Annotated in this window: 21 protein-coding genes; 9 read left to right on the top strand and 12 right to left on the bottom strand. The window is 69.1% G+C overall.

Going from position 1 to position 23,236, the window contains the following annotated elements; translation table 11 throughout:
• Window positions 1-42: 42 nt before the first annotated feature.
• Window positions 43-1,023 (top strand): SDR family NAD(P)-dependent oxidoreductase, encoded by a 981-nt coding sequence (locus tag IRT45_RS01515; protein WP_194804049.1) that lies wholly within the window; start codon window positions 43-45, stop codon window positions 1,021-1,023.
• Window positions 1,024-1,103: 80 nt separating this feature from the next.
• On the opposite strand, the gene IRT45_RS01510 is transcribed toward IRT45_RS01515, so the two are convergent.
• From IRT45_RS01510 to IRT45_RS01495, 4 genes are all read right to left on the bottom strand, one after another.
• On the bottom strand, window positions 1,104-2,000 hold the full coding sequence (locus tag IRT45_RS01510; protein WP_194804099.1) for a sucrase ferredoxin: 897 nt from the start codon (window positions 1,998-2,000) through the stop codon (window positions 1,104-1,106).
• Between the two features lie 65 nt (window positions 2,001-2,065).
• Window positions 2,066-2,890 carry an alpha/beta fold hydrolase gene (locus tag IRT45_RS01505; protein ID WP_194804048.1) on the bottom strand — a complete coding sequence of 275 codons (825 nt, stop codon included), beginning with the start codon at window positions 2,888-2,890 and terminating at the stop codon, window positions 2,066-2,068.
• A 13-nt stretch (window positions 2,891-2,903) separates the two neighbouring features.
• On the bottom strand, window positions 2,904-4,508 hold the full coding sequence (locus IRT45_RS01500) for a DNA polymerase Y family protein (protein WP_194804047.1): 1,605 nt from the start codon (window positions 4,506-4,508) through the stop codon (window positions 2,904-2,906).
• 22 nt (window positions 4,509-4,530) lie between these two features.
• On the bottom strand, window positions 4,531-5,262 hold the full coding sequence (locus IRT45_RS01495) for a hypothetical protein (protein ID WP_194804046.1): 732 nt from the start codon (window positions 5,260-5,262) through the stop codon (window positions 4,531-4,533).
• Window positions 5,263-5,667: 405 nt separating this feature from the next.
• Here IRT45_RS01495 and IRT45_RS01490 point away from each other — a divergent pair, with 405 nt between their 5' ends.
• Window positions 5,668-6,813 (top strand): serine/threonine-protein kinase, encoded by a 1,146-nt coding sequence (locus IRT45_RS01490; protein WP_194804045.1) that lies wholly within the window; start codon window positions 5,668-5,670, stop codon window positions 6,811-6,813.
• Window positions 6,814-6,820: 7 nt separating this feature from the next.
• Here the strand turns inward: IRT45_RS01490 and IRT45_RS01485 are convergent, their stop codons facing one another.
• Window positions 6,821-7,483: a response regulator transcription factor gene (locus tag IRT45_RS01485; RefSeq protein WP_036498325.1), complete on the bottom strand. Its 663-nt coding sequence runs from the start codon at window positions 7,481-7,483 to the stop codon at window positions 6,821-6,823.
• A 154-nt stretch (window positions 7,484-7,637) separates the two neighbouring features.
• Window positions 7,638-9,137 carry an ATP-binding protein gene (locus IRT45_RS01480; RefSeq protein WP_194804044.1) on the bottom strand — a complete coding sequence of 500 codons (1,500 nt, stop codon included), beginning with the start codon at window positions 9,135-9,137 and terminating at the stop codon, window positions 7,638-7,640.
• 294 nt (window positions 9,138-9,431) lie between these two features.
• On the opposite strand from IRT45_RS01480, the gene IRT45_RS01475 reads away from it, so the two are divergent.
• The 4 genes from IRT45_RS01475 (at window position 9,432) to IRT45_RS01460 (ending at window position 13,022) form a co-directional block, all read left to right on the top strand.
• Entirely contained in the window at window positions 9,432-10,061 is a 630-nt protein-coding gene (locus IRT45_RS01475; RefSeq protein ID WP_194804043.1) for an MspA family porin, read from the top strand.
• Between the two features lie 202 nt (window positions 10,062-10,263).
• Window positions 10,264-10,887 carry an MspA family porin gene (locus IRT45_RS01470; protein WP_194804042.1) on the top strand — a complete coding sequence of 208 codons (624 nt, stop codon included), beginning with the start codon at window positions 10,264-10,266 and terminating at the stop codon, window positions 10,885-10,887.
• A 64-nt stretch (window positions 10,888-10,951) separates the two neighbouring features.
• Window positions 10,952-12,808: a PspC domain-containing protein gene (locus tag IRT45_RS01465; protein WP_194804041.1), complete on the top strand. Its 1,857-nt coding sequence runs from the start codon at window positions 10,952-10,954 to the stop codon at window positions 12,806-12,808.
• Window positions 12,801-13,022: a hypothetical protein gene (locus IRT45_RS01460; protein ID WP_039776628.1), complete on the top strand. Its 222-nt coding sequence runs from the start codon at window positions 12,801-12,803 to the stop codon at window positions 13,020-13,022. The genes IRT45_RS01465 and IRT45_RS01460 overlap by 8 nt, the downstream gene beginning before the upstream one ends.
• A gap of 81 nt (window positions 13,023-13,103) precedes the next feature.
• Here the strand turns inward: IRT45_RS01460 and guaA are convergent, their stop codons facing one another.
• Window positions 13,104-14,684, bottom strand: coding sequence for a glutamine-hydrolyzing GMP synthase (gene guaA, locus IRT45_RS01455; RefSeq protein ID WP_375540047.1), 1,581 nt, complete (start codon window positions 14,682-14,684; stop codon window positions 13,104-13,106).
• Window positions 14,685-14,900: 216 nt separating this feature from the next.
• Here guaA and IRT45_RS01450 point away from each other — a divergent pair, with 216 nt between their 5' ends.
• The gene (locus IRT45_RS01450; RefSeq protein WP_194804039.1) at window positions 14,901-15,698 is read left to right on the top strand and encodes an alpha/beta fold hydrolase; all 798 of its coding nucleotides are present in this window, start codon (window positions 14,901-14,903) and stop codon (window positions 15,696-15,698) included.
• A gap of 20 nt (window positions 15,699-15,718) precedes the next feature.
• Here the strand turns inward: IRT45_RS01450 and IRT45_RS01445 are convergent, their stop codons facing one another.
• Both IRT45_RS01445 and guaB read right to left on the bottom strand, forming a co-directional pair.
• Window positions 15,719-16,888, bottom strand: a complete 1,170-nt coding sequence (locus IRT45_RS01445) for a GuaB3 family IMP dehydrogenase-related protein (protein ID WP_194804038.1) — start codon at window positions 16,886-16,888, stop codon at window positions 15,719-15,721.
• 179 nt (window positions 16,889-17,067) lie between these two features.
• Window positions 17,068-18,612, bottom strand: coding sequence for an IMP dehydrogenase (gene guaB / locus IRT45_RS01440; RefSeq protein WP_228533243.1), 1,545 nt, complete (start codon window positions 18,610-18,612; stop codon window positions 17,068-17,070).
• Between the two features lie 267 nt (window positions 18,613-18,879).
• Between guaB and IRT45_RS01435 the strand changes: the two genes are divergently transcribed.
• Complete coding sequence (locus IRT45_RS01435) at window positions 18,880-19,293, top strand: DUF5319 domain-containing protein (protein ID WP_025347353.1); 414 nt, start codon at window positions 18,880-18,882, stop codon at window positions 19,291-19,293.
• A gap of 182 nt (window positions 19,294-19,475) precedes the next feature.
• Here the strand turns inward: IRT45_RS01435 and IRT45_RS01430 are convergent, their stop codons facing one another.
• The 3 genes from IRT45_RS01430 to IRT45_RS01420 form a co-directional block, all read right to left on the bottom strand.
• Complete coding sequence (locus IRT45_RS01430) at window positions 19,476-20,690, bottom strand: anti-sigma-D factor RsdA (protein WP_194804037.1); 1,215 nt, start codon at window positions 20,688-20,690, stop codon at window positions 19,476-19,478.
• Entirely contained in the window at window positions 20,683-21,261 is a 579-nt protein-coding gene (locus tag IRT45_RS01425; RefSeq protein ID WP_030513512.1) for a sigma-70 family RNA polymerase sigma factor, read from the bottom strand. The genes IRT45_RS01430 and IRT45_RS01425 overlap by 8 nt, the downstream gene beginning before the upstream one ends.
• Window positions 21,262-21,388: 127 nt before the next feature.
• Window positions 21,389-22,276 carry a hypothetical protein gene (locus IRT45_RS01420; protein WP_309240750.1) on the bottom strand — a complete coding sequence of 296 codons (888 nt, stop codon included), beginning with the start codon at window positions 22,274-22,276 and terminating at the stop codon, window positions 21,389-21,391.
• Between the two features lie 647 nt (window positions 22,277-22,923).
• Between IRT45_RS01420 and IRT45_RS01415 the strand changes: the two genes are divergently transcribed.
• The gene (locus IRT45_RS01415) at window positions 22,924-23,217 is read left to right on the top strand and encodes a WhiB family transcriptional regulator (RefSeq protein WP_030513510.1); all 294 of its coding nucleotides are present in this window, start codon (window positions 22,924-22,926) and stop codon (window positions 23,215-23,217) included.
• Window positions 23,218-23,236 lie beyond the last annotated feature (19 nt).

The raw sequence follows: 23,236 nt of genomic DNA, 5'->3' as shown, positions 1-23,236 counted from the left end.
TTTGGAGTAAGTTCGGGGGAAACGACCTGCAAGGGAGCAGCGATGTCGGATAACCACGCGGCCGAACAGGGCTATCTGTCCCGTCGGCGGGCACGCCGGGATCTCACCGGGAAACACGTCGTCATCACGGGCGCCTCCTCCGGGATCGGGCGGGCGGCCGCGACCGCCGTCGCCGCCAAGGGGGCCGTGGTGCTGCTGCTCGCGCGGCGCGACGAGGAACTGAACGCGGTGGTCGAGGAGATCACCGCCGCGGGCGGGCGGGCCTACGCCTATCAATGCGACGTCACCGATTCCGACTCGGTGGACCGGACCGTGAAGTCGATTCTCGACACCCACGGCCACGTCGACATGCTGGTCAACAATGCCGGCCGCTCGATCCGGCGCGCCGTACACCGATCCACCGACCGGCTCCATGATTTCGAACGGACCATGGCGGTCAACTACTTCGGCGCGGTGCGTATGACGCTGGCACTGCTGCCCCAGATGCGGGAGCGCAAATCCGGTCACATCGTCAACATCTCGAGCGCGGGTGTCCAGGTCGCCACGCCGCGGTTCGCCGCCTATCTGGCCAGCAAGGCCGCCCTGGACAAGTTCACGGAGGTCACTGCGGCCGAAATGCTCTCCGACAACATCACTTTCACGACCATTCACATGCCGCTGGTGCGGACGCCGATGATCGCGCCCAGCGGTAAACAGGGACCGTCGGAATCTCCCGAATGGGCGGCGGCCACCATCGTGCGCGCGCTGAGCGAGCGGCCGCGGCGCATCGACGTGCCGGTGGGAACCCTGGCCGAATACGGGACGCTGTTCGCGCCGGGGATCAAGGATCGCGTCATGCACCGGTACTACCGGGCGCTGCCGGACTCCCCCGCCGCCAAGGGTGAGCTGCCGGTCGAGGACGAACCGGAGTCGGAAGTGCCCGCGCTGCAGGCGAAACCGCAACGCACGTCGTCGACGGCGGGGCGGGTCACGCGCTCGACGTTGCGCCGCGCCGCGCGATTGGTGCCCGGCACCTACTGGTGAACGCGGCAGCAGACCGCAGGCAGGCGCTCGCACATCGGAATCCGGCGTCCTGCCCGACGGCGGCCGAGAGGGCGCGAAGATCAAGTGATAGCGCGGATTTCGTCCGCGACGATCGCCGACGCCGGTTTCGGGGCGGCACCGCAGCTCGCCTGGCGGGGCGGATAGCCGACGGTTCGCGTGGTGACCAGCCACTGGCGGCCGTCGGTGTGGGTCACCTCCGCGGCGCCGGCGAAGGTCGCCGGATCCGAGATCGGGGTGTCCGGCTCGACAACCGTCACCGTCAGCTGATCGAGGGCGGCCGGCACCCGTTCCCGCACCGCGATCTCCGCCACCTGCTCGACCGGAGAAAGGCCGCTTCGTCCACGAAACCCGATGAGCGACAACCGGTCACGCCGCACCTCCGCCACCGCCCGGACCGCGTCCTCACCATCGACGCGGCCGTAGGTCAACCCCTCGGGCAGGATCACCATCGCGGGCGCGAACCGGTGTCCACCGGTATGCGAGCACTCCCAGACCCGATCCGGATATGCGGCCGCCAGCCGGGCCGCGATCGGACGTCCCAGCCGGGCACAACACTGATCGCGCTTACCGTGGGCACACACCAGGGTCAGCGGATCAGTCACGCGTTCACCGATTCCCGGCGCGGGACCGTTGAGCATCTGCAGGTCGATATCGAGAAGCTGTTCCGGATCGGTGACGGTCAGACGTTCGCACCACGACCCCTGCGGCCGGGAGGTGGCGAGCAGAACCGTTCGCACACCGGTGAATTCGCCGCGGCCGGGACGCCGGATGAGAGTGGGACGGACTCGCGCGGCCTTGGTCCGTGCGGCCAGTTCGGCGGTGAGCTCGGCGCCGAGAACCGCATCGCCGATCACATCGCGGCCCCAGGCGCCGGGTTGTTCGATGCACAGCCAGCCGCTCACCCGAGTCGCGCTGCCCGGCAGGGGAATATCGGCCGCCGCCGCCGAACACGGCAGCCCGTCGAAACCGCTCGCGGGCGCCTGCGACGTGGGTGGTGCGGAACGGGAATCGGCCCCCACGTTCAGTGCTCCAGGAACGGCAGCACCACCGAAGCGAATTCCCGATACCGGTCGCGGTGGATGCTGTGCCCGCAGGTGAAAGCCTCGACCCGGCAGTCCGGCACGCTGGTGCGGAAGATCTCCAACTTCTCCGGATCGACCATGCCCCCGGGACCGCCGCGCAACATCACCGTGGCCGCGGTGATATCCGCCAGTCGCTCCCACCATTCCGGATGCGGTTTGCGGAACTGCTCGAGCGCCGGAGTGGTCATCGACCGGTCGAAGGCGAGGACCGCGCGCGGGTGGCGCAGCAGACTGGTGGTGGCATGCCACAGTTCCGGCACCGACGGCAGCCGCCGGGTGATAGTGAGTTGTTCGTCACCGGAACGCAGCGGCAGCGGCTGCTCCTCGAGTACCAGCCGCCGGACCAGCGCCGGTCGTTCGATGGCCACCCACGAGCAGGCGTATCCGCCCAGCGAATGGCCGACCAGATCGACGGTGGTCAGTTCCAGCCGATCGCAGAGGTTCAGCAGATCCGCGCCGAAGTCCTCGAACCGGTAGGAGGCGGTGTGCTCGCTGCGGCCGTGTCCGCGCAGATCGGGAACGATCACCCGGCGCCCGGACCGGATCAGCGCGGTGGCGAAGCGATCCCAGGTGTGGCCGTCGCCACCCATCCCGTGCACCAGCACCACCGGGATCTCCGAGAGCGGATGCGTGGTCGGCGCGCTGCCCGAATCCCGATAGGCGATCTGCACCCCCGCCAGGGGCACCCGGATGACGTTCGACTCCACGATGTGCCAGGGTACGTCGCCGCGGGCGCCGTCGCCGCAGCTTGTGGGGTGTTCCATAGTTGCGCGGACACTATTCGTAGAGCCCTTCCACGTGCCAGATGTGGTCGTAGCCGAGCAGCAGGAGGGCACGCTCCTCGGTGTCGAGCAGGATCTGCACGCGGACGGCGCTGCCGGAATCGCCGGGGGCCCACCAGCGTTCGTCCAGCAGCCAGGGCCCGGCCCAGCCCGCGACCCGCCACGACCTACTGCCCCAGTGCAGTTCGGCCGGTTCGGCGGTGAACTCGCCACGATCGGTGAGCCAGATCGGGCTGCCGTCACCGGACTCCAGCCGGACCTCGGGACGGTTGCCCAGCACCACCGCGGGAGCCGGTTGCGGCAGCCGGCCCGGCCACGGCAGGCCGGGGTCGGCGGCGGGGACCAATTCCTCACCGAAGGTGATCAGGGTGACGCGTTCGACGGGTCCGCGACCGCCGCTGAGGACACCGATCCGCACCGCCTCACCACCCAGCAGCCCCTGCACCCGGGTCAGGGCCCGGCGGGCGCGTTGATCCTCCTCGCCGACCCCACCCCAGAGTCCGAGTTGCAGCGCACCGGCCGCCACCACCTCGACCGGTTCCAGGCGCAGCAGGGTGATCGGAGCGGACGGCGGCGGTTCGGCATCACCCGTCCGCCCGCGTTTCCCGGTGTTCCGGGCGCGATGGGTCAGCCAGCCGTCCAGCTGCCAGCGCACCCGGTCCGCGGTGGTTTCCGGGGTGAGCGGCTGGGCGCAACGCCAGATTCTCGACAGGGCTTCCCCGGCCGCGGTTTCGGCGTGGACCGCGAGCCGGGTGCAGGCCACCGAGGCCGCCGCCAGTCGTTCGTGCAGCCGGGTGGCGAGCATGCGACCGGCGAAGGCGGCGGCATCGACCCGCTCGATCGGCGGATCGCACCGGTACTCCACCACCAGATCCGGGGCGGGCGGGGCCGCCGAGGGCGGGCGCTCCGGTTCGGCGCGGGCACACCGGTGCGCCCGGATCGCGTCGGCACCGAAACGGGAGGCGACCTCGGCGGGCGTGAGGGCCGCGAAATCGCCGATCCGGCGTAAACCCAAGCGATGCAACAGATCCACCAATTCGGCACGTTCCGGTGGAGCCAGACTCGGCTCGACGGCCAGCTCGCCCACCGGCAGCGGCGCCAGGAAATTCGCGGCGGCGCCGGGCGCGACGATCTGCGCCCGGCGCGCGGCGATGACCGCGGCCGACAGTTCGTCGGCGATCCCGATGCGGCATTCCACACCGAGTGCGGCGACCGCGTCGACCAGGCGTTCGGCGGCCTCCTCCTCGGAACCGAAGTAGCGGGCGGCGCCGCGGGCCGCGAGTACCAGCAGGCCGGGCCGCAAGACCTCCACCCCCGGCACCGTCGCGTCCACGGCCGTCGCCACCGGTTCGAACAGACGCGCGTCGCGGTCCGGATCCGCCTGCGCCACATAGAGATCCGGGCATCGCGCCTGCGCCTCGCGCCTGGTCAGACCGCGCCGCACGCCCGCGTCGCGAGCCACCGCCGAACAGGCCACCACCCGATTCGCGTGCAGCACCACCACCGGCCGCAGCGGTGAGAGATCGGCCACGGCGGCGGCCGCGGCGGCCGGCCAGTCCGGACACCACACCGCCAGTACGCGAAAGCCGGGGCGTTTCATCGCGCTTCCCTGCCGCGTGTCATCACGCGCCCACTGCCGACAGTGTCGTCGGCGGCGAATCCGATTCCGGGACAATCCATTCGACCCGGCCGTCGCGCGGACACAGATCGAGGGTGCCGGTGCGTTCCGGTGCGGACCGGCCGCGCACGCAGACGTCCAGGCGCACCGACCGCAGCCGGCCGCGGCCACGCCCCAGGCCCGAATAGCCCGCGACCCGAGTGTCGATCCGCAGCATCGGGCCGCTCCACGCGCCGCCGGTCACGACGAGCGTGGACCCTTTACTGCGGGCGCGGGCGGCGAGAATTCGAGTTCGGCTGGGCGGCACCGACATACCGGCCAGGCCGACCACCACCAGATCCAAACCATCCAGCAACACCGCGGCGACCTCCACCGGATCCGGACCGGGCTCGGTCACCACGGCCAGCCTGCCCAGATCGGCGCCCATCTCCGCGGCGGCGAGCAACCCGAGCCGCGGCAAACCGATCGCCGCGGCGTAACCACCACCACCGGTCACCGCGGCCAGCAGGCCGGTCAGCAGCGATCCCGCGCCCGAGTAGGCCACCACCGATCCCTTCGGCACCCCGCCCTCGGGCAGGAGCCCGGCCAGGGCGGGCGGTACGGGAAGCAGCTCTTTACGCAGTTCAGCGGCGGTCGGCGGGCGTTCCACGACCTCGACCCCACGGGCCGGAACCGCGGCCATCCGCCGCCGCAGCTCCGCCAGCTGCACGGCTCGCGCATCACCAGCCGAACCCATCTCGCCGACCACCTATCTCTCACCGAACGGACTCCACCGCACTCGATGCACCGCACCGCCGCGTCGGCTACATTCCGCTCCTCCTCCGCCTCGCCCGCCGCGCCGGAGCCCGCCTCCCGCGACAGCGACCGGAAGCATCGCCGAGAGGTGCAGCACCGATTCAGCTATCGCTCTTAATCGAATATACGTTCGATCCGGTGACAGTAGAACCTTCCGACCGGTCTGCGTCAAGCCGCACCGGCCCACGTGTCACATCAGCCTCAGTGCGACTGTTCCGTCACCGGTCGCGGCTGTTGTCCACGCCACCCGTCAGCGGCAGTCGACGGCCTGCCCGCCGGGCTGTGACCGCCGCCAACCCCGGTCCGAAGCAGGCCGGTCGCCCTGGTTTTCGGCTATCCTCGCGCCGTGACCGAACGCGCCCGCCCCATCGTCGGCCCCGACTATCTCGTCGCCGGCCGTTACCGCCTGCAGTCCAAACTCGGAGGCGGCGGTATGGGTGCGGTATGGCTCGCCACCGACCGGCTGCTCAATCGCGAAGTCGCCATCAAACAGGTGCTCACCACCGCGGGACTCAGCGAGGCCGAGGCGACCGAGGTGCGCAATCGGATCGTGCACGAGGGCCGCGTCGCGGCCAAGCTCTCGCACGAGCACGCCATCGCCGTCTACGACGTGGTGCTCGAGGCGGGCGAACCGTGGCTGGTGATGGAGTATCTGCCCTCGCGCAGCGTCGCCAAGGCGCTCGCGCTGGCCGACACCCTCTCCCCCATCGAGGTCGCGCAGATCGGTGCGCAGGTGGCCGATGCGCTGGCCACCGCCCACGCCGCCGGGATCGTGCATCGCGATATCAAACCGGGCAACATCCTCGTCGCCGATCGAGGCTCCGACGTGGGCAAGGCCAAACTCAGCGACTTCGGTATCTCCAGTGCCGGTGAGGCTTTCGACGAACCGGAGGACGTGATCACCGGCACCCCGTCCTATCTGCCGCCGGAAGTGGCGCGCGGTGCTCAGCCGGGCCCGGCCAGCGACGTATTCTCCCTCGGCGCAACGCTGTACACCGCGATCGAGGGCCATCCGCCGTACGGATTCGACGACGACAACGACGTCATCGTCACACGCGCGGCGATGGCGCAGATCATTCCGCCCACTCGCAGCGGGCCGCTCACCCAGGTGCTGCTGCACATGATGGAACCGGCGCCGCAGCGTCGCCCCACCATGGCCGAGGCGCGCGAGGAAATCCTCACCGCCGCATTCGGTCCCGGTACCGGGCCCTATATTCTCGGCGCTCCGATCCGCACCGACGACGGCACGATTCCGGCCTGGGCCGCCCGCAATTCGGCGGCCGGACTGCGCAGTCCGCATTCCGCGCCGCTGCCCCGCCCGCCGCGGGTCGCCGCGACCGGTGCCGTTGCGCAGCAACCGAAATTGGGGAAATCGAAGCTCGTCGACATCGACTTCACGAAGTTCGGGCCCAATGCGGCGCCGCTCGCGATCGCGGTGGGCCTGCTGATCGGACTGCTCATCCTGATCGTGGTCCTCGTCGCCGCGATGTAGGCGCGACTCAGTCGATGCGCCGGCGGTGCGCCCAGCGAGTCAGCGCATTGCGGTTGGACTGCTGGGTTTTTCGCAATACGTTGGAGGCGTGGGTTTCCACGGTCTTCACCGAGATGAACAGGGTTTCGGCGATTTCGCGATAGGTGTAGCCGCGGGCCAGCAGGCGCAGCACCTCCAGTTCGCGCGGGGTCAGCGAATCCAGTTCCGGATCCAGCGGAGGTTCGGGAGCCGGTGAGCGCCCGGTGAACGAATCCAGCACGAAACCGGCCAGCCGCGGACTGAACACCGCGTCGCCGCCCGCGACGCGCCGAATGCCCTCGGCCAGTTCGGAACCGGAGATGGTCTTGGTGACGTAACCGCGCGCGCCCGCACGGATCACCGCGATCACATCCTCGGCGGCGTCGGAGACGCTCAGCGCCAGGCATACCGGGCCGTTACCCGACGCCGAACCGTTGGGGCGATCGTCGATGCCCTGCAGTACCGCCACGCCCCCGCCGTCGGGCATGTGCACATCCAGCAGCACCACATCGGGTCGCGCGGCGTCGATCCCGGCCACGGCCTCGGCGACGGTACCCGCCTCTCCGACGACATCCATATCGGCTTCGCGGCTCAACTCCGCCCGCACCCCCGACCGGAACACGGCGTGGTCGTCGACCAGAAAAACCCGGATCGTCACTGTTCTCCTCACCTCGAGCCGGCCCGCTGCCGGGCGCGGCGGCGCCAACTCATCGGTACCACATCGGTGGTCGAGGTGCTCGGCACCGGCATCGAGGACGGCGGCCTCACCGTCCGTCCGAATTCTGTCCACTCCGCGGGTGCGTTCGCTAGTGCGACCGGCGGGGGCCGGACTCCGCGGTCTCCCCTCGCGATCCCCCGGTCTCGGCCTGCTGTGTCTCGGCCTGTTGCGTCTCGGCCTGCTGTGCCCGGCCCTGCGCATCGCCGTCCCGGTCCGCGCCACCGGATGCCGGCATCTCGGTCTCGGCGCCGTCGAACCCACCGGATTCGCCCTGGCCTTCGGAATCCTTGCGGGGCATCATGATTCGCACCTCGGTGCCGCGGCCGGGTGCGGTCTGCACCTCCACGGTGCCGCCGCGGCGTTCGATCCGGGCGTGAATGGATTTCGCCAGGCCCTGCCGGTCCGCCGGAACCGCGGCCGGATCGAAACCGGTGCCGCGATCGCGCACGAAGATACTGACCTGATGCGGTTCCACCTCGGCGAAGACGTCGATGGTCGGCACACCGGCATGTTTGGCGGCGTTGACCAGCGCCTCGCGGGTGGCGCCGAGAAGGGCGGTGAAATGTTCCTTCGGCAGGCCGAATCCGGTGTCGCCGACATCCATCGAGACGTCGCCGACGGTCACCGGAGTGACCTGGACCCCGTGCTGGTCCTCCACCTCACCGGCGATCGTGCGCAGGGCGGCGGCCAGGCTCGACTGCGCGGGCATGGAATCCTCGAACAACCACTTCCGCAGTTCCCGCTCCTGGCTGCGGGCCAGCCGGGCGACCTCCTGCGGGTCGTCGGCCTGCCGCTGGATCAGCGCCAGGGTCTGCAGTACCGAATCGTGCAGATGTGAGGCGATCTCCTCGCGTTCCTCGTTGCGGATGCGGGCCGCGCGTTCGGCATTGAGGGCGCGCATCATGCGCAGCCACAGCGGCACCGTCAGCAGCCCGACGCCGATCAGGGTGACCGCGACCGCGATCAGTGCCGAACCCAGCGAACTCAGGTTGATGCGGGCCAGCACCACCACCCCCAGCCCGACCACGATCAGCGTCGCCCCGGCCAGGATGCGCGTCCAGGTGAGCACGGTCGGCCGGGCGGGCAGACCCAGGATGGAACGTGGCCCCTCGGCATCGAATTCGCGCCACACCAGCGCCGCACCGACGGCGACCACGATGATCGGCGCCACCACCCGCGCCGCGGTCCCGTTGAACAACCACGCCATCGAGACCGACAGCGCCAGCCCGAGCAGCACCAGCCCGACGGCCTGCCGCCGCTCGGACGCGGTGGGCGGCGGCCCGTCCGCACCGGAGGAGGTGAAGATCCACAGCAGCCCATAGGCCACGATCCCCGCCCCCATCAAGGCCGACAGCAGGACGAACGCCATCCGCACCTTGAAGACGTCGACACCGAGATGGTCGGCGATACCCCCGGCGACGCCGCCGACGACCCGCCCACCGGATCGCCGCAGCAACCGCGGCTGCTCGAGGACCGGTTCGGCGCCCCGGCCGTCCGGCCCGAGACCGTCCACACCGGCGCGAGGTTCGAACCCCACGCGACCGTCGAACCCCGAACGCGCGTCGAATGCGGGCATGGACGGGTACATGCCTTCGATCCTGGCACGTCCCCCCGACAATCGACCATCGGGAAATACCCGGATTCCCGATCTCGGGGTTGTCCGGTCCGGAACAGTCCCGTGCCCGGACCGGAGTTTCGGGCCGGCGTCGATCACCAGCGCATATCGCGTGCTGCCCGATATTTTCGCGGGTGTGCTCACCGGCCGGATTCCTACCGTCGATTGCGGCGCTCGCTGACGGCGGGCGGCTCAGGTCCCGGTAGTCGTTTCGCCGCGGACAGCTGATCTCGCCGGTTCGCCCGGCGTGTACGGGGAGGAATCCGCATGTCCATCACATCTGTCTATGCCGCCGCCACCACGGCTCTCGCGCTGGCGCTGCTGCCGGCCACCGCCGCTTCGGCCGCGGGGCCGGGCGGTCACGAGAACACCTATCTGGCACCGAACGGGTACAGCTTCACCGTGGGCCACCTCGATTACGCGGCCCATCCGGTGACCGCGTTGAACGGTATGCCCACCAATCGAGAAGTGTTCCTGGACAACACCTCCTACGCGCGGATTCCGAGCGGCACCGGCACTTTGAAGGCGGGTTATTTCGTCGCGTGCGCGGTCGATATCGACCTCGGTTTCAGCGCCGACGCCTCGGCCTCGCTGAGCGCCGGAGCCACGATCAGCCCGGATCTGGTGGATCCGAGTGCGAGTGTGACGATCGGCCCGAGCGTCTCCGCCGGCATCGGGGTGAACGTGTCGGTCACGCCCGGGAAGATCACCGATGTCGAGGTGGGTCAGAAACACCTCGGCCCCGGGGAGACCGACTATCTCGTCAGCCGGGACTTCCATCTCATGGTGCAGGGATGCGGCGGTCCGCTGACCATCCGCGCCTACAGCAGGATCGAGGTCTCCGCGGCAGAGGTCGACGGGAACGGCGCCGTTTTCGCGGATCCGACCGTGCTCTGAGTGGCGTATCCGCGGACCGTGCCGCCGCTACCGCGGCCGGTCCCCGCCGCGCGCGGGACACAGCAGACTCCCAGCACCTTGCCAGTGACACTGGAGGTCGAGTCGCGACGATCTTGGTGAAATATCGCGGCGGACCGCGGTCCGCGCGCGGATCGCGCATGCTCGCGTCGAGGCTGCCGATCCGGGGAGTACATGTGCGCAAGTGGGTAATGGTCGCGGTGACGATCGGGGGCTGCACCGTCGCCGCCGCGCCGGCGACGGGCGCGTCCGCCGCGCACGAGCGCACGTACTCGGTGCCGGAATCACCTATACGGTGGGCAATTCCGATCAGCGGGCCGATCCGATCCCGCCGCTGAACGGAATGCCCACCAACCGTGAGGTACTGGTCGACGGCACCTTCTACGGGCGGGTCGCGGCACCGGCGACCGGCAAACTCCACGCCGGATATCTGGTGGCGTGCGCCGCCGAAATGGACGCCTCGCTGGCGATCCAGGCCGGACTGTCCGGATTCTCCGAACTCTCGGGCAATCTGTACGTCGCTCCGAGTCAGGTCAGCCCCGGCCTGTACTGGGATGTGGTCGACGGGACCGTCTCGGGTTCGGCCACCGTCAACACCACCCTGAAACCCGGGAAGGTGACCGATGTGAAGGTCGCCGACAAGGATCTGAAGGCCGATACCACCGGCACCCTGTACAGCCGCGATTTCCGCATCGAGGTCGACAACTGCGTCGGGCCGCTCACCGTCCAGCCCTACACCTCGATCAATGCCGACACTCCCGGTGACAGCGGGACCGGCATGATCCTGGGCGATCCCATCCAGATGTAGTTCAGGTTCGTTTTCAGGGTGAACCCCGATGCCATTCGATACTGCTCACGGCCACCATTGAGCTATGACCACAGCGAGCGGCGGGACCGGCGGCACGAGCCGGACGGGATTCAGCGAACAGCTCCAGCACCTGTGGCGGACGCGTCCGACACGGCTGCCGGGACAGAGCCCGGTCGCCGGCGTGGCGTCCGGATTCGGCCGTCGTTACGGCGTGGACCCGGTACTGATCCGGGTCGCGTTCGTGGTGTCGACGATCTTCGGTGGTGCGGGCATCGTGTTGTATCTGGCGGCATGGTTGCTGCTACCCCCGGCAGGTGATGCCGTATCACCCGCGGAGGGCCTGATCAGCCGCGGACGCAGTTCGCAATCGTCCACCAAGACCATCGTCCTGATCGTCGCCCTGGCGATCGCGGTCACCACCATGGGCCCGGTGGGAGTCGGACTCGGCGGCTCGGGAGTGATCAGTTTCGCCCTGATGGTGGCCGGTTGGTGGTTGCTCTACATGCGGCAGCCGGAACCACCGTTCGACGGCTCGTATCCGCTGCCCGCCGAGGGCGGTATCGCGGCGACGGGATATCCGGGTGCGAGTTTCCCGGGTGGGTCACCGTGGAGCGGAAGTCAGTACGGACCTTTCACCAGACTCCCCGACCACTACGAACCGGATCCGAACATCTTTGCGGGCGGCCAGGTTCCGACCGCGCCGACACAGGCTTCGAACGACAATGCTTCGACGGCGGACAACGCTTCGACGGCAACCGAACCGATCGGCGCAGCGGCCGCCACTGCCCCGCTGCGGATCGATCCAGCCGCGGTGACGCCGGACAGCGATCCCAGCGACGCCGGCGCCGCATCGCCGGACAGCACGATTTCGGCACACGGAGCGACCGAAAGTGCGGCGACCGAAAACATTGCCGCAGAAGGTGTTCCGACGGAAGGTGCATCCGGACGGCCGGCCGGCCCGGACGCCGCGACCGATTCCGGCACCCCGGAACACGCTGCCGCCGAGGCGGACTCGCTCGCCGACGGGGCAACCGCCGACGAGATGCCGGCCGACGATCGCCCCACGGTCGCGATGACCCGGCCGCTCACCGTCGAATCCGCAGCGGCGGCAGCCTCCGACGAGCGCACGGCCGAGGACGAGTCCGATCCGGACGATTCGTCGGGCCCCGGCGGGAGCGCCCGTCCCATCCCGACACCTCCCCCCGGCCCGCGCCCGAGCGGCACCCGCCCGATCCCGGACCCGGCGCACATCGGCCCCACTCCGGCAGGCTGGGATCCGCTCGGCGTCGCGCCGATGGCCTGGGATCTGCCCACTCCCACGCAGGAACGCCCCGTCGCCGTCGTCCCCGCACAGCGGCCGCGGTCCCGGCTCACCCCGGTGGTGATCGGCCTGGCCGTCCTGGCGGCAGCGGCCGCGGGCGCGGTGGCCGCGGCCGGGGCGGACTGGATGACACCCGCGCGAATCGGCGCGGTCGCCCTGGCGGTGGTCGGCCTCGGCCTGATCGTCGGAGCCTTCCTGCGCCGCGGTTACGGCTTGATGGTGGTGCTCGCGCCGCTGGCCGGATTCGTCATCCTCGCCTCGATGGTCGGCCCGGTCGAATTCGATCGCGGGGCCATGGGCGACCATGTCTGGACCCCGGCCACCGCCGCCGATCTGGCTTCGGAATACAAGATCACCATGGGCTCGGGCACCCTCGACCTGCGCCAACTGCCCCTGACCGAGAATCGCACGGTCCACGTGAATGTGCAGATGGGCGACTTCCGGGTGCTGGTGCCGGAATCGATGCGCCTGCACGCCACCTGCAACGCCAGCATGGGCGATGTGTCCTGTCCACAGGGTCCCACCGGACCGGCCGACGGGCCGATTCTCACTCTCGACATCGATGTCCACGCCGGAAACGCGGAGGTGAAACGTGGCTGACAACGAAACGGCCGACACTCGGACCGACACTCGGCGCGGGCCGTCGTTCTCGCTGCTGCTGGCCGGAATACTCGCCCTGCTGGTCAGCGTCTGGGCCTTCATCGGCCCCACATCCTGGCCCTTCCACAGTGCGGTCCCGGTGGGCTGGATCGTGGTGGGCGTCGCGGTGGTCGTGGGCATCGCCCTGGTGATCTCGCCGCGAAGGAAGAAATAGCGCCAGGCGCACGACAGAAAGGAAGGGGCCTTCCAGCCGACGCTGGAAGGCCCCTTCTCCGCTATCCGTCGAGACAGCCGCTCATTCCCATTCGATGGTGCCCGGCGGCTTGCTCGTCACATCGAGCACGACGCGGTTGACCTCGGCCACTTCGTTGGTGATGCGGGTGGAGATGCGTTCGAGCACGTCGAACGGCAGGCGCGTCCAGTCGGCGGTCATGGCGTCCTCACTCGACACCGGCCGCAGCACGATCGGATGACCGTAGGTGCGCCCGTCGCCCTGCACGCCGACACTGCGCACATCGGCCAGCAGGACCACCGGGCACTGCCAGATCTGGGCGTCCAGACCGGCGGCGGTCAGCTCCTCACGCGCGATCGCGTCGGCCTGCCGCAGCGTTTCCAGCCGGTCCGGAGTGACCTCACCGATGATCCGGATCGCCAAGCCCGGCCCCGGGAAGGGCTGGCGCGCAACGATGTCCTCGGGCAGCCCGACCTCGCGGCCGACCGCGCGCACCTCGTCCTTGAACAGCAGTCGCAGCGGCTCGACCAGTTCGAATTCCAGATCCTCGGGCAGGCCGCCGACATTGTGGTGGCTCTTGATGTTCGCGGTGCCGGAACCGCCGCCGGACTCCACCACATCCGGATACAGGGTGCCCTGCACCAGATATTCGACCGCGGGCCCGTGACCCTCGTCCTCGCCGGTGGACTTCACGACCTCGGCGACCGCATCCTCGAACGAGCGGATGAACTCCCGGCCGATGATCTTGCGCTTCTCCTCCGGATCGGTGACGCCCTTCAGCTCACCGAGGAACTTCTCCACCGCGTCGACGGTCACCAGTTTGGCCCCGGTCGCGGCGACGAAGTCGCGCTGCACCTGCTCGCGCTCGCCGGCCCGCAGCAGGCCGTGGTCGACGAACACACAGGTCAGCCGGTCGCCGATGGCCCGCTGGACCAGCGCGGCCGCCACCGCGGAATCCACTCCGCCGGACAGGCCGCAGATCGCGTGCCCGTCGCCGATCTGCTCGCGCACCTGCTCGACCAGCGCGTCGGCGATATTGGCCGGGGTCCAGGCCGCCGGAATCCCGGCGAGTTCGTGCAGGAACCGGCTCAGCACCTGCTGGCCGTGCGGCGAATGCAGCACCTCGGGGTGGTACTGCACACCGGCCAGCCGCCGGGCGCGATCTTCGAAGGCAGCGACCGGCGCACCCGCCGTCGTCCCCGTGACCTCGAAACCGGCCGGGGCATCGGTGACCGCGTCGCCGTGGCTCATCCACACCGGTTGCACCGTCGGCAGTCCGCCGTGCAGTACGCCGCCGTCGATGTTCAGTTCGGTGCGGCCGTACTCGCGAGTGCCGGTGTGGGCGACCGTGCCGCCGAGCGCCTGCGCCATCGCCTGGAATCCGTAGCAGATGCCGAAGACAGGGACGTCGAGGTCGAACAGCCGCGGATCGAGCTGCGGCGCGCCCTCGGCGTACACGCTGGACGGGCCGCCGGACAGGATCACCGCCAGCGGCTGCCGATCGGCGATCTCCTCCACGGTCGCGGTATGCGGTACCACTTCCGAGTAGACACTGGATTCGCGCACGCGCCGCGCGATCAACTGCGCGTACTGCGCCCCGAAGTCGACGACGAGGACTGGTCGCTGGGTTTCTGCCACCCGCACAGTTTAGTGAGGGCATCGGCGCACCTCGAGGGCGGGCGAGGCTGCCGCTCACGGCCGTGACCGCCCCCACTTACGCCGGTTCGACGCCGGTCGTATCGACCGGTGCCGACCGGCGCCCGAAACGGCCTATCCGCCAACGCATATCCATGCTCGCCGGCCCCCGCGACGATCGCGAAGGCGGAGCAGCAGTAGTCGGCGACCGCTATCCTCGTGCTCGTGCCATTCGCCCGCGCGATCGATGCCGAAATCCATTACGAGGATTCCGGTGGTAGTGGTCCCGTGGTGCTACTGGGGCACGAATTCTTCATGGACCGAACGATGTTCGCCTCGCAGGCGGCCGCGCTGTCACCGGAGTTCCGCATCGTCACCTGGGATGCGCGCGGACACGGACGCACCCGCGACGAGGGACTGCCCTTCACCTATTGGACCGCGGCCCGCGACGCCCTGACCGTACTGGATCAGCTCGGCGTCGAACGCGCGGTGGTCGGCGGCACCTCACAGGGCGGGTTCAGCGCCATGCGCACCGCGCTGCTCGCTCCCGAACGGGTGGCCGCGCTGATCCTGATCTCCACCGAGGCGCACAGCCCCACTCCGCAGGAACTCGCGACCTCGCGCCGCTTCCTGGACCGCTGGCGGGAGCCGAATATCCGGCATGCCCTCGCGGAGCACATGGCGCACTGGCTGATCGGAGACGACGCCTGGTACCGGTCGGTATGGACCAAACGATGGCTGGCGCGCGACCCACACGAACTCGAGGCCGCGGCCGGATGCCTGCTGGCCCGCGACTCGATCCTGCATCGGCTGGCCGAAATCACCTGTCCCGCATTGGTCATCCATCCCACGCGAGCCGGTATCCCGCGCGCGCACGCGCTCGAAATGGCGCGCCGACTGGCCGGATCCCGGTTCTGCGAAATCGAGGATGCCCGTCAGGCGGTCAACATGACCCACCCCGCGCAGGTCAATGCCGCGATTCGCGACTTCCTGCGCGGGGACGTGCTGACCCGGCTCAACTGATCCGGGTCACGGCGCGAGATTCAGGCCCGCACGCTGAGGCCGACCCGCTGGAATTCCTTCAGATCGCAGTAACCGGCCTTGGCCATCGAACGACGCAGGCCGCCAACGAGATTAACCGACCCCCACGGATCGCTGGACGGACCGTACAGCACCTTCTCCAGGGTGGGCTGCTCGTCCGGCTCGGCGAACTGCAGCAGCGCGCCCCGCGGCACCGACGGATGCGCGGCCGCCGAGGGCCAGTACCAGCCGCGGCCGGGCGCGTCCTGCGCCAGGGCCAGCGGCACACCCAGCATCGCCGCATCCGCACCGCAGGCGATGGCCTTGGCCAGCTGGCCGGAGGAGACGATGTCACCGTCGGCGATCACGTGGACGTAGCGACCGCCGGTCTCGTCGAGGTAGTCGCGGCGAGCGGCGGCGGCATCGGCGATCGCGGTCGCCATCGGGACGCCGATACCGAGCACCTCACCGGTGGTGGTGGCGCCGGGCATCGACCCGTAACCGACGATCACGCCGGCGGCGCCGGTGCGCATCAGATGCAGGGCGGTGCGGTGATCGCTGACGCCGCCGGCCACCACCGGCACGTCCAGTTCGGCGATGAAGGTCTTGAGGTTCAGCGGTTCCACCGACGAGCCGGAGTCTTCGGCCGGCACCGCGTTCGCGCCGCCGACGTGCTCGGCGGAGATGATGGTGCCGTGGACGACCAGCAGGTCGATGCCGGCCTGCACCAGGCTCGGGGTCAGAGCGCGCGCGTTCTGCGGGCTCACCCGCACCGCGACCGTCACCCCGGCGGCGCGCACCTGCGCGACCGCGGCGGCCAGCAGATCGGGCTGCATCGGCGCGGCGTGCAGTTCCTGCAGCAGTTCGACCGCGGCCTCGGGCCCCTTGTGCTCGGCCACCTCGACCAGTTGCTCGATGCGCGCGCTCACATCGGCGTGCCGGGCCCAGAGTCCCTCGCCGTTGATGACGCCCAGTCCGCCGAGGCGCCCCAGTTCGATCGCGAATTCCGGCGACACCAGCGCATCGGTCGGATGCGCGACCACGGGGATGTCGAATCGGTAGGCATCCAGCTGCCATGCCAGCGACACCTGCTTCGACGACCGGGTGCGCCGCGAGGGGACGATGTCGACATCGTCCAGCTCATAGGTACGCCGGGCGGTCCGACCCATCCCGATCTCGACCATGTCCCGCACTGATGTCTCTCCTTAGTGTGTGCTGCCACGCCCGTGTGTGCGACGAACTCGCGCGCGTCGGCGTCACGACATCGCGGCGATCTCACGCCGACGCGCGTCCATCCTCCCAGTTCCCGGCGTACGCCATACGCCGGGGGCGGTCGTGTCGGACGGCAGGCATGGGGACCGGCCGGGCGTTCCTACTTGCCGCGGCCGGTGTAGTTCGGGGCCTCGACCGTCATGGTGATGTCGTGCGGGTGGCTCTCCTTGAGACCCGCCGCCGTGATCTGCACGAACTGCGCCTGCTGCAGATCGGGGATCGACTGCGAACCGGTGTAGCCCATGGCCGCGCGCAGACCACCCACCAGCTGATGGATGACCTGGTTCACGGGACCGCGGAAGGGCACCCGCCCCTCGATGCCCTCGGGCACCAGCTTGTCCTCGGCCAGCACGTCGTCCTGGAAGTAGCGGTCCTTGGAGTAGGACTTGCCCTGTCCGCGTCCCTGCATGGCACCCAGCGAACCCATGCCGCGATAGCTCTTGAACTGCTTGCCGCCCACCAGGATCAGTTCACCCGGGGATTCGGCGGTACCGGCGAGCAGCGAACCGAGCATGACCGTCGACGCACCGGCGGCGATGGCCTTGGCGACATCGCCGGAGAACTGGATGCCGCCGTCGGCGATCACCGGCACGTCGGCGGCGCGGCATGCGGCCACGGCCTCGAGAATCGCGGTGATCTGCGGGGCACCGACGCCGGCGACCACGCGGGTGGTGCAGATCGAGCCGGGTCCGACACCCACCTTGACCGCGTCGGCGCCGGCCTCGACCAGTGCCGCCGCACCCTCACGGGTGGCGATATTGCCGCCGACGACCTGGATCCGGTCGCCGACCTCGTTCTTGACCTTGGCGACCATCTGCAGCACCTGGGCCTGATGGCCGTGCGCGGTATCGACGATCAGCACGTCGACCCCGGCGTCGGCCAGGCTCATCGCGCGCGACCAGGAATCCTCACCGACGCCCACCGCCGCACCGACCAGCAGACGGCCGTCGCGGTCCTTGGTGGCGTTCGGGTACTGGTCGGTCTTGACGAAGTCCTTGACGGTGATCAGCCCGCGCAGCCGGCCGTTGCCGTCGACGATCGGAAGCTTCTCGATCTTGTGCCGGCGCAGCAGGCCGAGGGCGGCCTCGGCGGTGACACCCTCCTGGGCGGTGATCAGCGGCGCCTTGGTCATCACATCGGCGACCCGGCGGTTCTGATCGACCTCGAAACGCATGTCGCGGTTGGTGATGATGCCGACCAGCGCACCGGTCTCGTCCACCACGGGCAGACCCGAGATGCGGAACCGCGCACACATCGCGTCGACCTCGGCGAGGGTGTCGGACGGGCGGCAGGTGACCGGATCGGTGACCATTCCGGCCTCGGACCGCTTCACGGTCTCCACCTGGGCGGCCTGATCGGCGGCCGACAGATTGCGGTGCAACACGCCCATACCGCCGGCGCGGGCCATGGCAATGGCCATCCGCGCCTCGGTGACGGTATCCATCGCCGAACTCACCAGCGGGGTGCGCAGCGTGATCTCACGGGTCAGCCGGCTGGAGGTCTCGACCGAGCTGGGGATCAGATCGGAAGCGGCCGGCAGCAACAGCACGTCGTCGAACGTGAGGCCGAGCATGGCGATCTTGTTCGGATCGTCACCACCCGTATGCGGGCGGACGGCTCGTTCGCCCATCACGGGACTACTCATCTGATCGACCCCTCCTGGACCTCGAAAGCACCGATACGGCACTCCGGCCCCGTCTTCCGGCGACCTCGGTACCGATCGAGAACAGCTGATGGATGGTGGAGCCGAAGCGTGCTACCCGGCGCCTGTGTATCCATGGTATCGGCCGCCTGCGGGGGCGACCTCGTCGCCTCCGACACAGTGGTGGACGAGGGTGACAGCCCCGCAACAAGCGCGTCAAAATGCCTTCAGCGCTGGCGCGGAGGGGGTGGTTCTGCGTACCGTGGGATTGTGCGTGACCATCTACCACCTGGCCTGCCGCCGGACCCCTTCGCCGGAGATCCCTCCGACCCGTCGGCCGCGCTCGATGCCATTGAGCCTGGGGAGCCGCTGGACCCCCATGAGCGCCTAGCGGTCGAAGAGGATCTCGCCGATCTCGCGGTGTACGAGGCGCTGCTGTCCCATCGGGGCATCCGCGGTCTCGTGGTGAGCTGTGAGGATTGCCGGCAGGACCACTACCACGATTGGGACATGCTGCGCGCCAACCTGCTGCAACTGCTGGTCGACGGCACGGTCCGCCCGCACGAGCCCGCCTACGATCCGACGCCGGAGGCCTACGTGACGTGGGACTACTGCCGCGGATACGCGGATGCCTCGATGAACGAAGCCCTGCACGGCGACGGATTCGACGGCTTCGACGCCTGACCCGTCCGCAACAGCCGCGTAGTGCTCGCGCCGGCGTAGCCGCGCGCACGTCCGGCCTGTGACTTTCCACACTTCTGCCGAATATCTCGGCGCGCACATCTACCCCGGAAAACACGAATCCGACCGCCGGAATCGGCGATCGGTTCTCGTATCGGATATGTCGTCCAGCCGGATATATCGCTCTAGCCGATGCCGGTGTGCAATCCCCCACCGGCCGGCGGCACCACCACCGTCGGCGCCGAGGGCACCGACGGGCGGACCGGAGCGACGGTCTGCTGCTGCTGCGGCTGCGGCTGCGTCGGCGGGACCACCGCCCCTCCGCCGATGGTGGTCGGCGAATTGGCGGTGGGCTGATTCGCCGGCGGCTGTTCCTGAGTGGGCGGCTGCTCATGCGTCGGCGGCTGCTGCTGGGTCGGCGGCTGCTCGTGCGTCGGCGGCTCGGCAGTCGTCGGCGGTTGCTGCTGCTGTTGCGTCGGCGGCTTGGCGCCACTCCCCGGCTCGGTGCCCGGCGTGCCCGGTACCGAACCGTTCGCTCCGGTTTCGGGCGCGGTCTGGCTGCGCATGATCTCCGGTCCCGGAGTGCTCTGCTTGGAACCGCTGCTCTCGTGCTGGCCCGGGTTGGTGGACTGTCCCGGCGTCGTCGGCGCGACCACGGTCGGAGTGGTCGGCGTCGTATTGGCCTTCGGCTCCAGCGACTCCAGCGCGGCGGCCACCTCTGGTGCGGTGGTCTTCAGCTGATCCAGTAGATGCTGCCAGCGCAGCTGCAGATCCTGCTTGCGCGAATTGTCGTCGACCTGGGTCGTGTTGGTGGAAGCGCTCTCCAACAGTGCCTTGGCCTGTTCCGGATGTCCCTGGTCGATCAGCGTCTGCGCCTTGGTCATATCGTCGTCGGCGCGCTGGGCGATCGTGGTCTGCGCCTGCTGGCTGAACACGACCTCCTTCACCCGCCACAACGGATCACCCGGCTGCGCACCGTAGGAGAACGCCGTCGTCCCGCCCGCGATCACCGCGACCGCGGCCGCGGCGCCCATCAACGGACGTACCAGTCGCAATTTGCCGCGGCGATGGGCGTTGACCCTCGCCTCCCGCGCTCCGATCTCCTGGTTGACGGCCGCGACCACGGCGTCCAGATCGGGACCGGCCGGCATCGGAGTCTCGACGATATCGGCCCGCCAATTCGCGAGCAGGCTCGCGAGCTGATACTCCTCGGCACTGTCGGTCGCGACGGGACCGTCGCCGGCGATGGCGTCGATCAGCGCATCATCGCGGCGTACCGCTGCGATATCCACCGGCCCGGAATCACCGGACTCCCCGGATGCCTCGGCATAGGGACCGCTGTTCGGCGATCCAAGCCGCGCCTTCCAGTCGCCCCGACCGCGCTCGCCATCCCTAGCCATACATTTCACCTGCCCTCGCCACTTGTGACTTGAGTTTCGCGAGCGCCCGATGCTGAGCCACTCGTATAGCTCCCGCCGTACTGCCCACGGCGACAGCAGTTTCTTCTGCTGACAAACCCATGACCAAACGCAGGATCAGGATCTCTCGATGCTTCTCCGGTAGCGTGGCCAGCAGACTGTTCATCTGCCGGCTCGTTTCGGATTCGAGAGCGCGCTGCTCCGGCCCCTGGTCGGTGGATATGACATCTGGTACTTCGGCCATCGCGTCCGCCTTGTTACGGGCGGCGTTGCGATGAGCGTCGGCGACCTTGTGCGAGGCGATTCCGTACACGAAAGCCATGAACGGCCGCCCCTGGTCCTGGTAACGCGGCAGGGCGGTCATCACAGCCAAGCAGACCTCCTGCGCCACGTCGTCCGCGGAGAGCTGCCCACGCTCCGCGGAACCGATCCGCGCACGGCAATAGCGAACTACCAGCGGGCGGATGATTTCCAGTACCTGGGCTAAAGCGGAACGGTCGCCCTGAGCTGCAGCAGCTACGGCGGCGTCCAACTCCTCGCCCGAGTGCGTCATCGTCAGAGATATTCCTGGCGTTACAAGTGGCACGGCCGGATTTCGACCGGTGCTTCCACCGGTCGGTGGAACGGAACCAACAATAGCGGCTCAGCTATGTGAGTCGGACAACATGGGGGATCACTGCTCACCCGATTTCCGGAGCGAGCCGCATCCGACCGCCCCGACCAGCCAGGATCTGCGCGTACGCACCCGATTCCGCGGCCGCGCGCCGGGCCGCGTGCGGCTCGCACACCCCCGCCCGCAACATCGCGGCGGCCCAGCGCAGCGGCAGCAATCCGTGTGTGGCGCAGTCGGAATCGACCAGATCGGCCATGGTGCGACTGCGATCGATGTCACCGTCGCCCGCCGCCGCGGCGGCCACCAGCAGCCGCGACTTCACTTGATGCCGAACCGATCCCATCCGCTCGGCCGTGTCCACCGCCGCCTCGGCGTGAGCCAGGGCAGGCTCGGCGACCAGTCCCATACCGGGTGCGGCGAGGGCGGTTTCGGCGCTGACCCAATGCCAGCGCACCAGCGTTCGCAGATCCCCGGGCGCGCGATCGACTTCGTCGCGACAGCGCCGCAGCAAGCGCGCGGACATCTGCGGCTGCCCGGTCCCGAGCGCGTCCGCGGCCAATCCGGTGAGTGCGTCGCAGATCGCCGCGGCGCGCATCGGATCGGCCGCCCTGTCCACCGGCAGGTTCACGACCAGCGCCGCCGCCCGCCCGTCCAGGATCGCCGCGCGCGCATGCCAGCCGAGTTGGCGCAGCAGCGACGCCTCGGTGGAGGCCACGAGCGAGCCGAGTACCGGATTCCTGGTCAGCCGGGCGGCCCGGAGCAATTCGGTGCGTGCCGCCGCATATCGCCCTTGACCACCGAGGACGACCGCCCGCAGCCAGGTTCCGGCGGGATCGGTGGCGGCGGGAAGATCCGCGGGCGCGATCCCGGGGCGGCCGCCGAACGCCGCGTCGACCAGTACGGGGGCGCTCCCGGAGTCCAGCAACCCGCCGACTCGCGGGGACAAATCCAACACCAGCGCACCTTATCCGGAGGGGTGCGGCCCCCCACACCGCGCACGGGCTATTTCTCAGCGAAAAATCGGCGGCACCGTGTTTCCATCACGTAAATCTGCAACGAGCTAACCACCGGCGCACCGGAGTGAAATTCGCATGCTTTTCGGATTATTAACCTGCCCGCCCCGACTCGGCCATCCGGACTTCTTCCGCACCACCGGAGCCAGTGTGCCACATCACATATCACACTCCCCAGCGTTGGTAAGTACAACAGGTCATTTCTTCCGCTAAGCACGGCGTGAACTGGGAAAATGCGAGAATCTACAGGCACGTCGCAATACTCGCGAAAGAAGTCAACCGGTCAGTATCGCTTTCCCGGTCCAGAAAGTAAACAGCGTGCAGGTTAAATCTGAGATCTGCCGGAATTGCGATCACTGTCGACGTATCTATTGACGTGATTTCACTGTGCGACCTAACGTACTTCATCGCCGTCGTCGGCGCCGTGCGAAATTGCGGCGACCACGTACTGCGATCGCCGGAGATCGGCGATACGGTCCGAGCCCGATCTCGGCGAGGTCACTGTCGCCCCCGCCCAGGGTCCGGACAGACCGCTGCTGCCAAGCACCGCTCGACAACGCCGACGAGCTCGCACCATGAGGAGTTCACCATGCCCATGCCCACCCACCTCCCCGGTCCCAACGCCGACATCTGGGATTGGCAGATGCGCGGCTCGTGCCGCGGTGTGGACTCCTCCGTCTTCTTCCATCCCGACGGCGAGCGCGGACGCGCGCGCACTCAGCGGGAGTTGCGCGCCAAGGAGATCTGCCGGACCTGCCCGGTGCTCATGCAGTGCCGCAGCCACGCCCTGAAGGTCAGCGAGCCGTACGGCATCTGGGGCGGCATGTCGGAGACCGAACGCGAGCTCCACGCCCGGCGCAATCGCCGCCGGATGGCCGTCTGACCGGCGCACGCGAAATTCG

Source organism: Nocardia sp. BSTN01 (assembly GCF_015354405.1).
GTDB lineage: Bacteria > Actinomycetota > Actinomycetes > Mycobacteriales > Mycobacteriaceae > Nocardia.
This window is presented reverse-complemented; position numbering and strand designations above follow the sequence as displayed.

What these genes read in the sequence shown, in the direction of transcription:
- IRT45_RS01515 (WP_194804049.1), top strand. Translation starts at nt 43, where the DNA reads ATGTCGGATAACCACGCGGCCGAACAGGGCTATCTGTCCCGTCGGCGG.
- IRT45_RS01505 (WP_194804048.1), bottom strand. Translation starts at nt 2,890, where the DNA reads ATGGAACACCCCACAAGCTGCGGCGACGGCGCCCGCGGCGACGTACCC.
- IRT45_RS01500 (WP_194804047.1), bottom strand. Translation starts at nt 4,508, where the DNA reads ATGAAACGCCCCGGCTTTCGCGTACTGGCGGTGTGGTGTCCGGACTGG.
- IRT45_RS01495 (WP_194804046.1), bottom strand. Translation starts at nt 5,262, where the DNA reads ATGGGTTCGGCTGGTGATGCGCGAGCCGTGCAGCTGGCGGAGCTGCGG.
- IRT45_RS01480 (WP_194804044.1), bottom strand. Translation starts at nt 9,137, where the DNA reads ATGTACCCGTCCATGCCCGCATTCGACGCGCGTTCGGGGTTCGACGGT.
- IRT45_RS01475 (WP_194804043.1), top strand. Translation starts at nt 9,432, where the DNA reads ATGTCCATCACATCTGTCTATGCCGCCGCCACCACGGCTCTCGCGCTG.
- IRT45_RS01465 (WP_194804041.1), top strand. Translation starts at nt 10,952, where the DNA reads ATGACCACAGCGAGCGGCGGGACCGGCGGCACGAGCCGGACGGGATTC.
- guaB (WP_228533243.1), bottom strand. Translation starts at nt 18,612, where the DNA reads ATGAGTAGTCCCGTGATGGGCGAACGAGCCGTCCGCCCGCATACGGGT.
- IRT45_RS01430 (WP_194804037.1), bottom strand. Translation starts at nt 20,690, where the DNA reads ATGGCTAGGGATGGCGAGCGCGGTCGGGGCGACTGGAAGGCGCGGCTT.
- IRT45_RS01425 (WP_030513512.1), bottom strand. Translation starts at nt 21,261, where the DNA reads ATGACGCACTCGGGCGAGGAGTTGGACGCCGCCGTAGCTGCTGCAGCT.
- IRT45_RS01415 (WP_030513510.1), top strand. Translation starts at nt 22,924, where the DNA reads ATGCCCATGCCCACCCACCTCCCCGGTCCCAACGCCGACATCTGGGAT.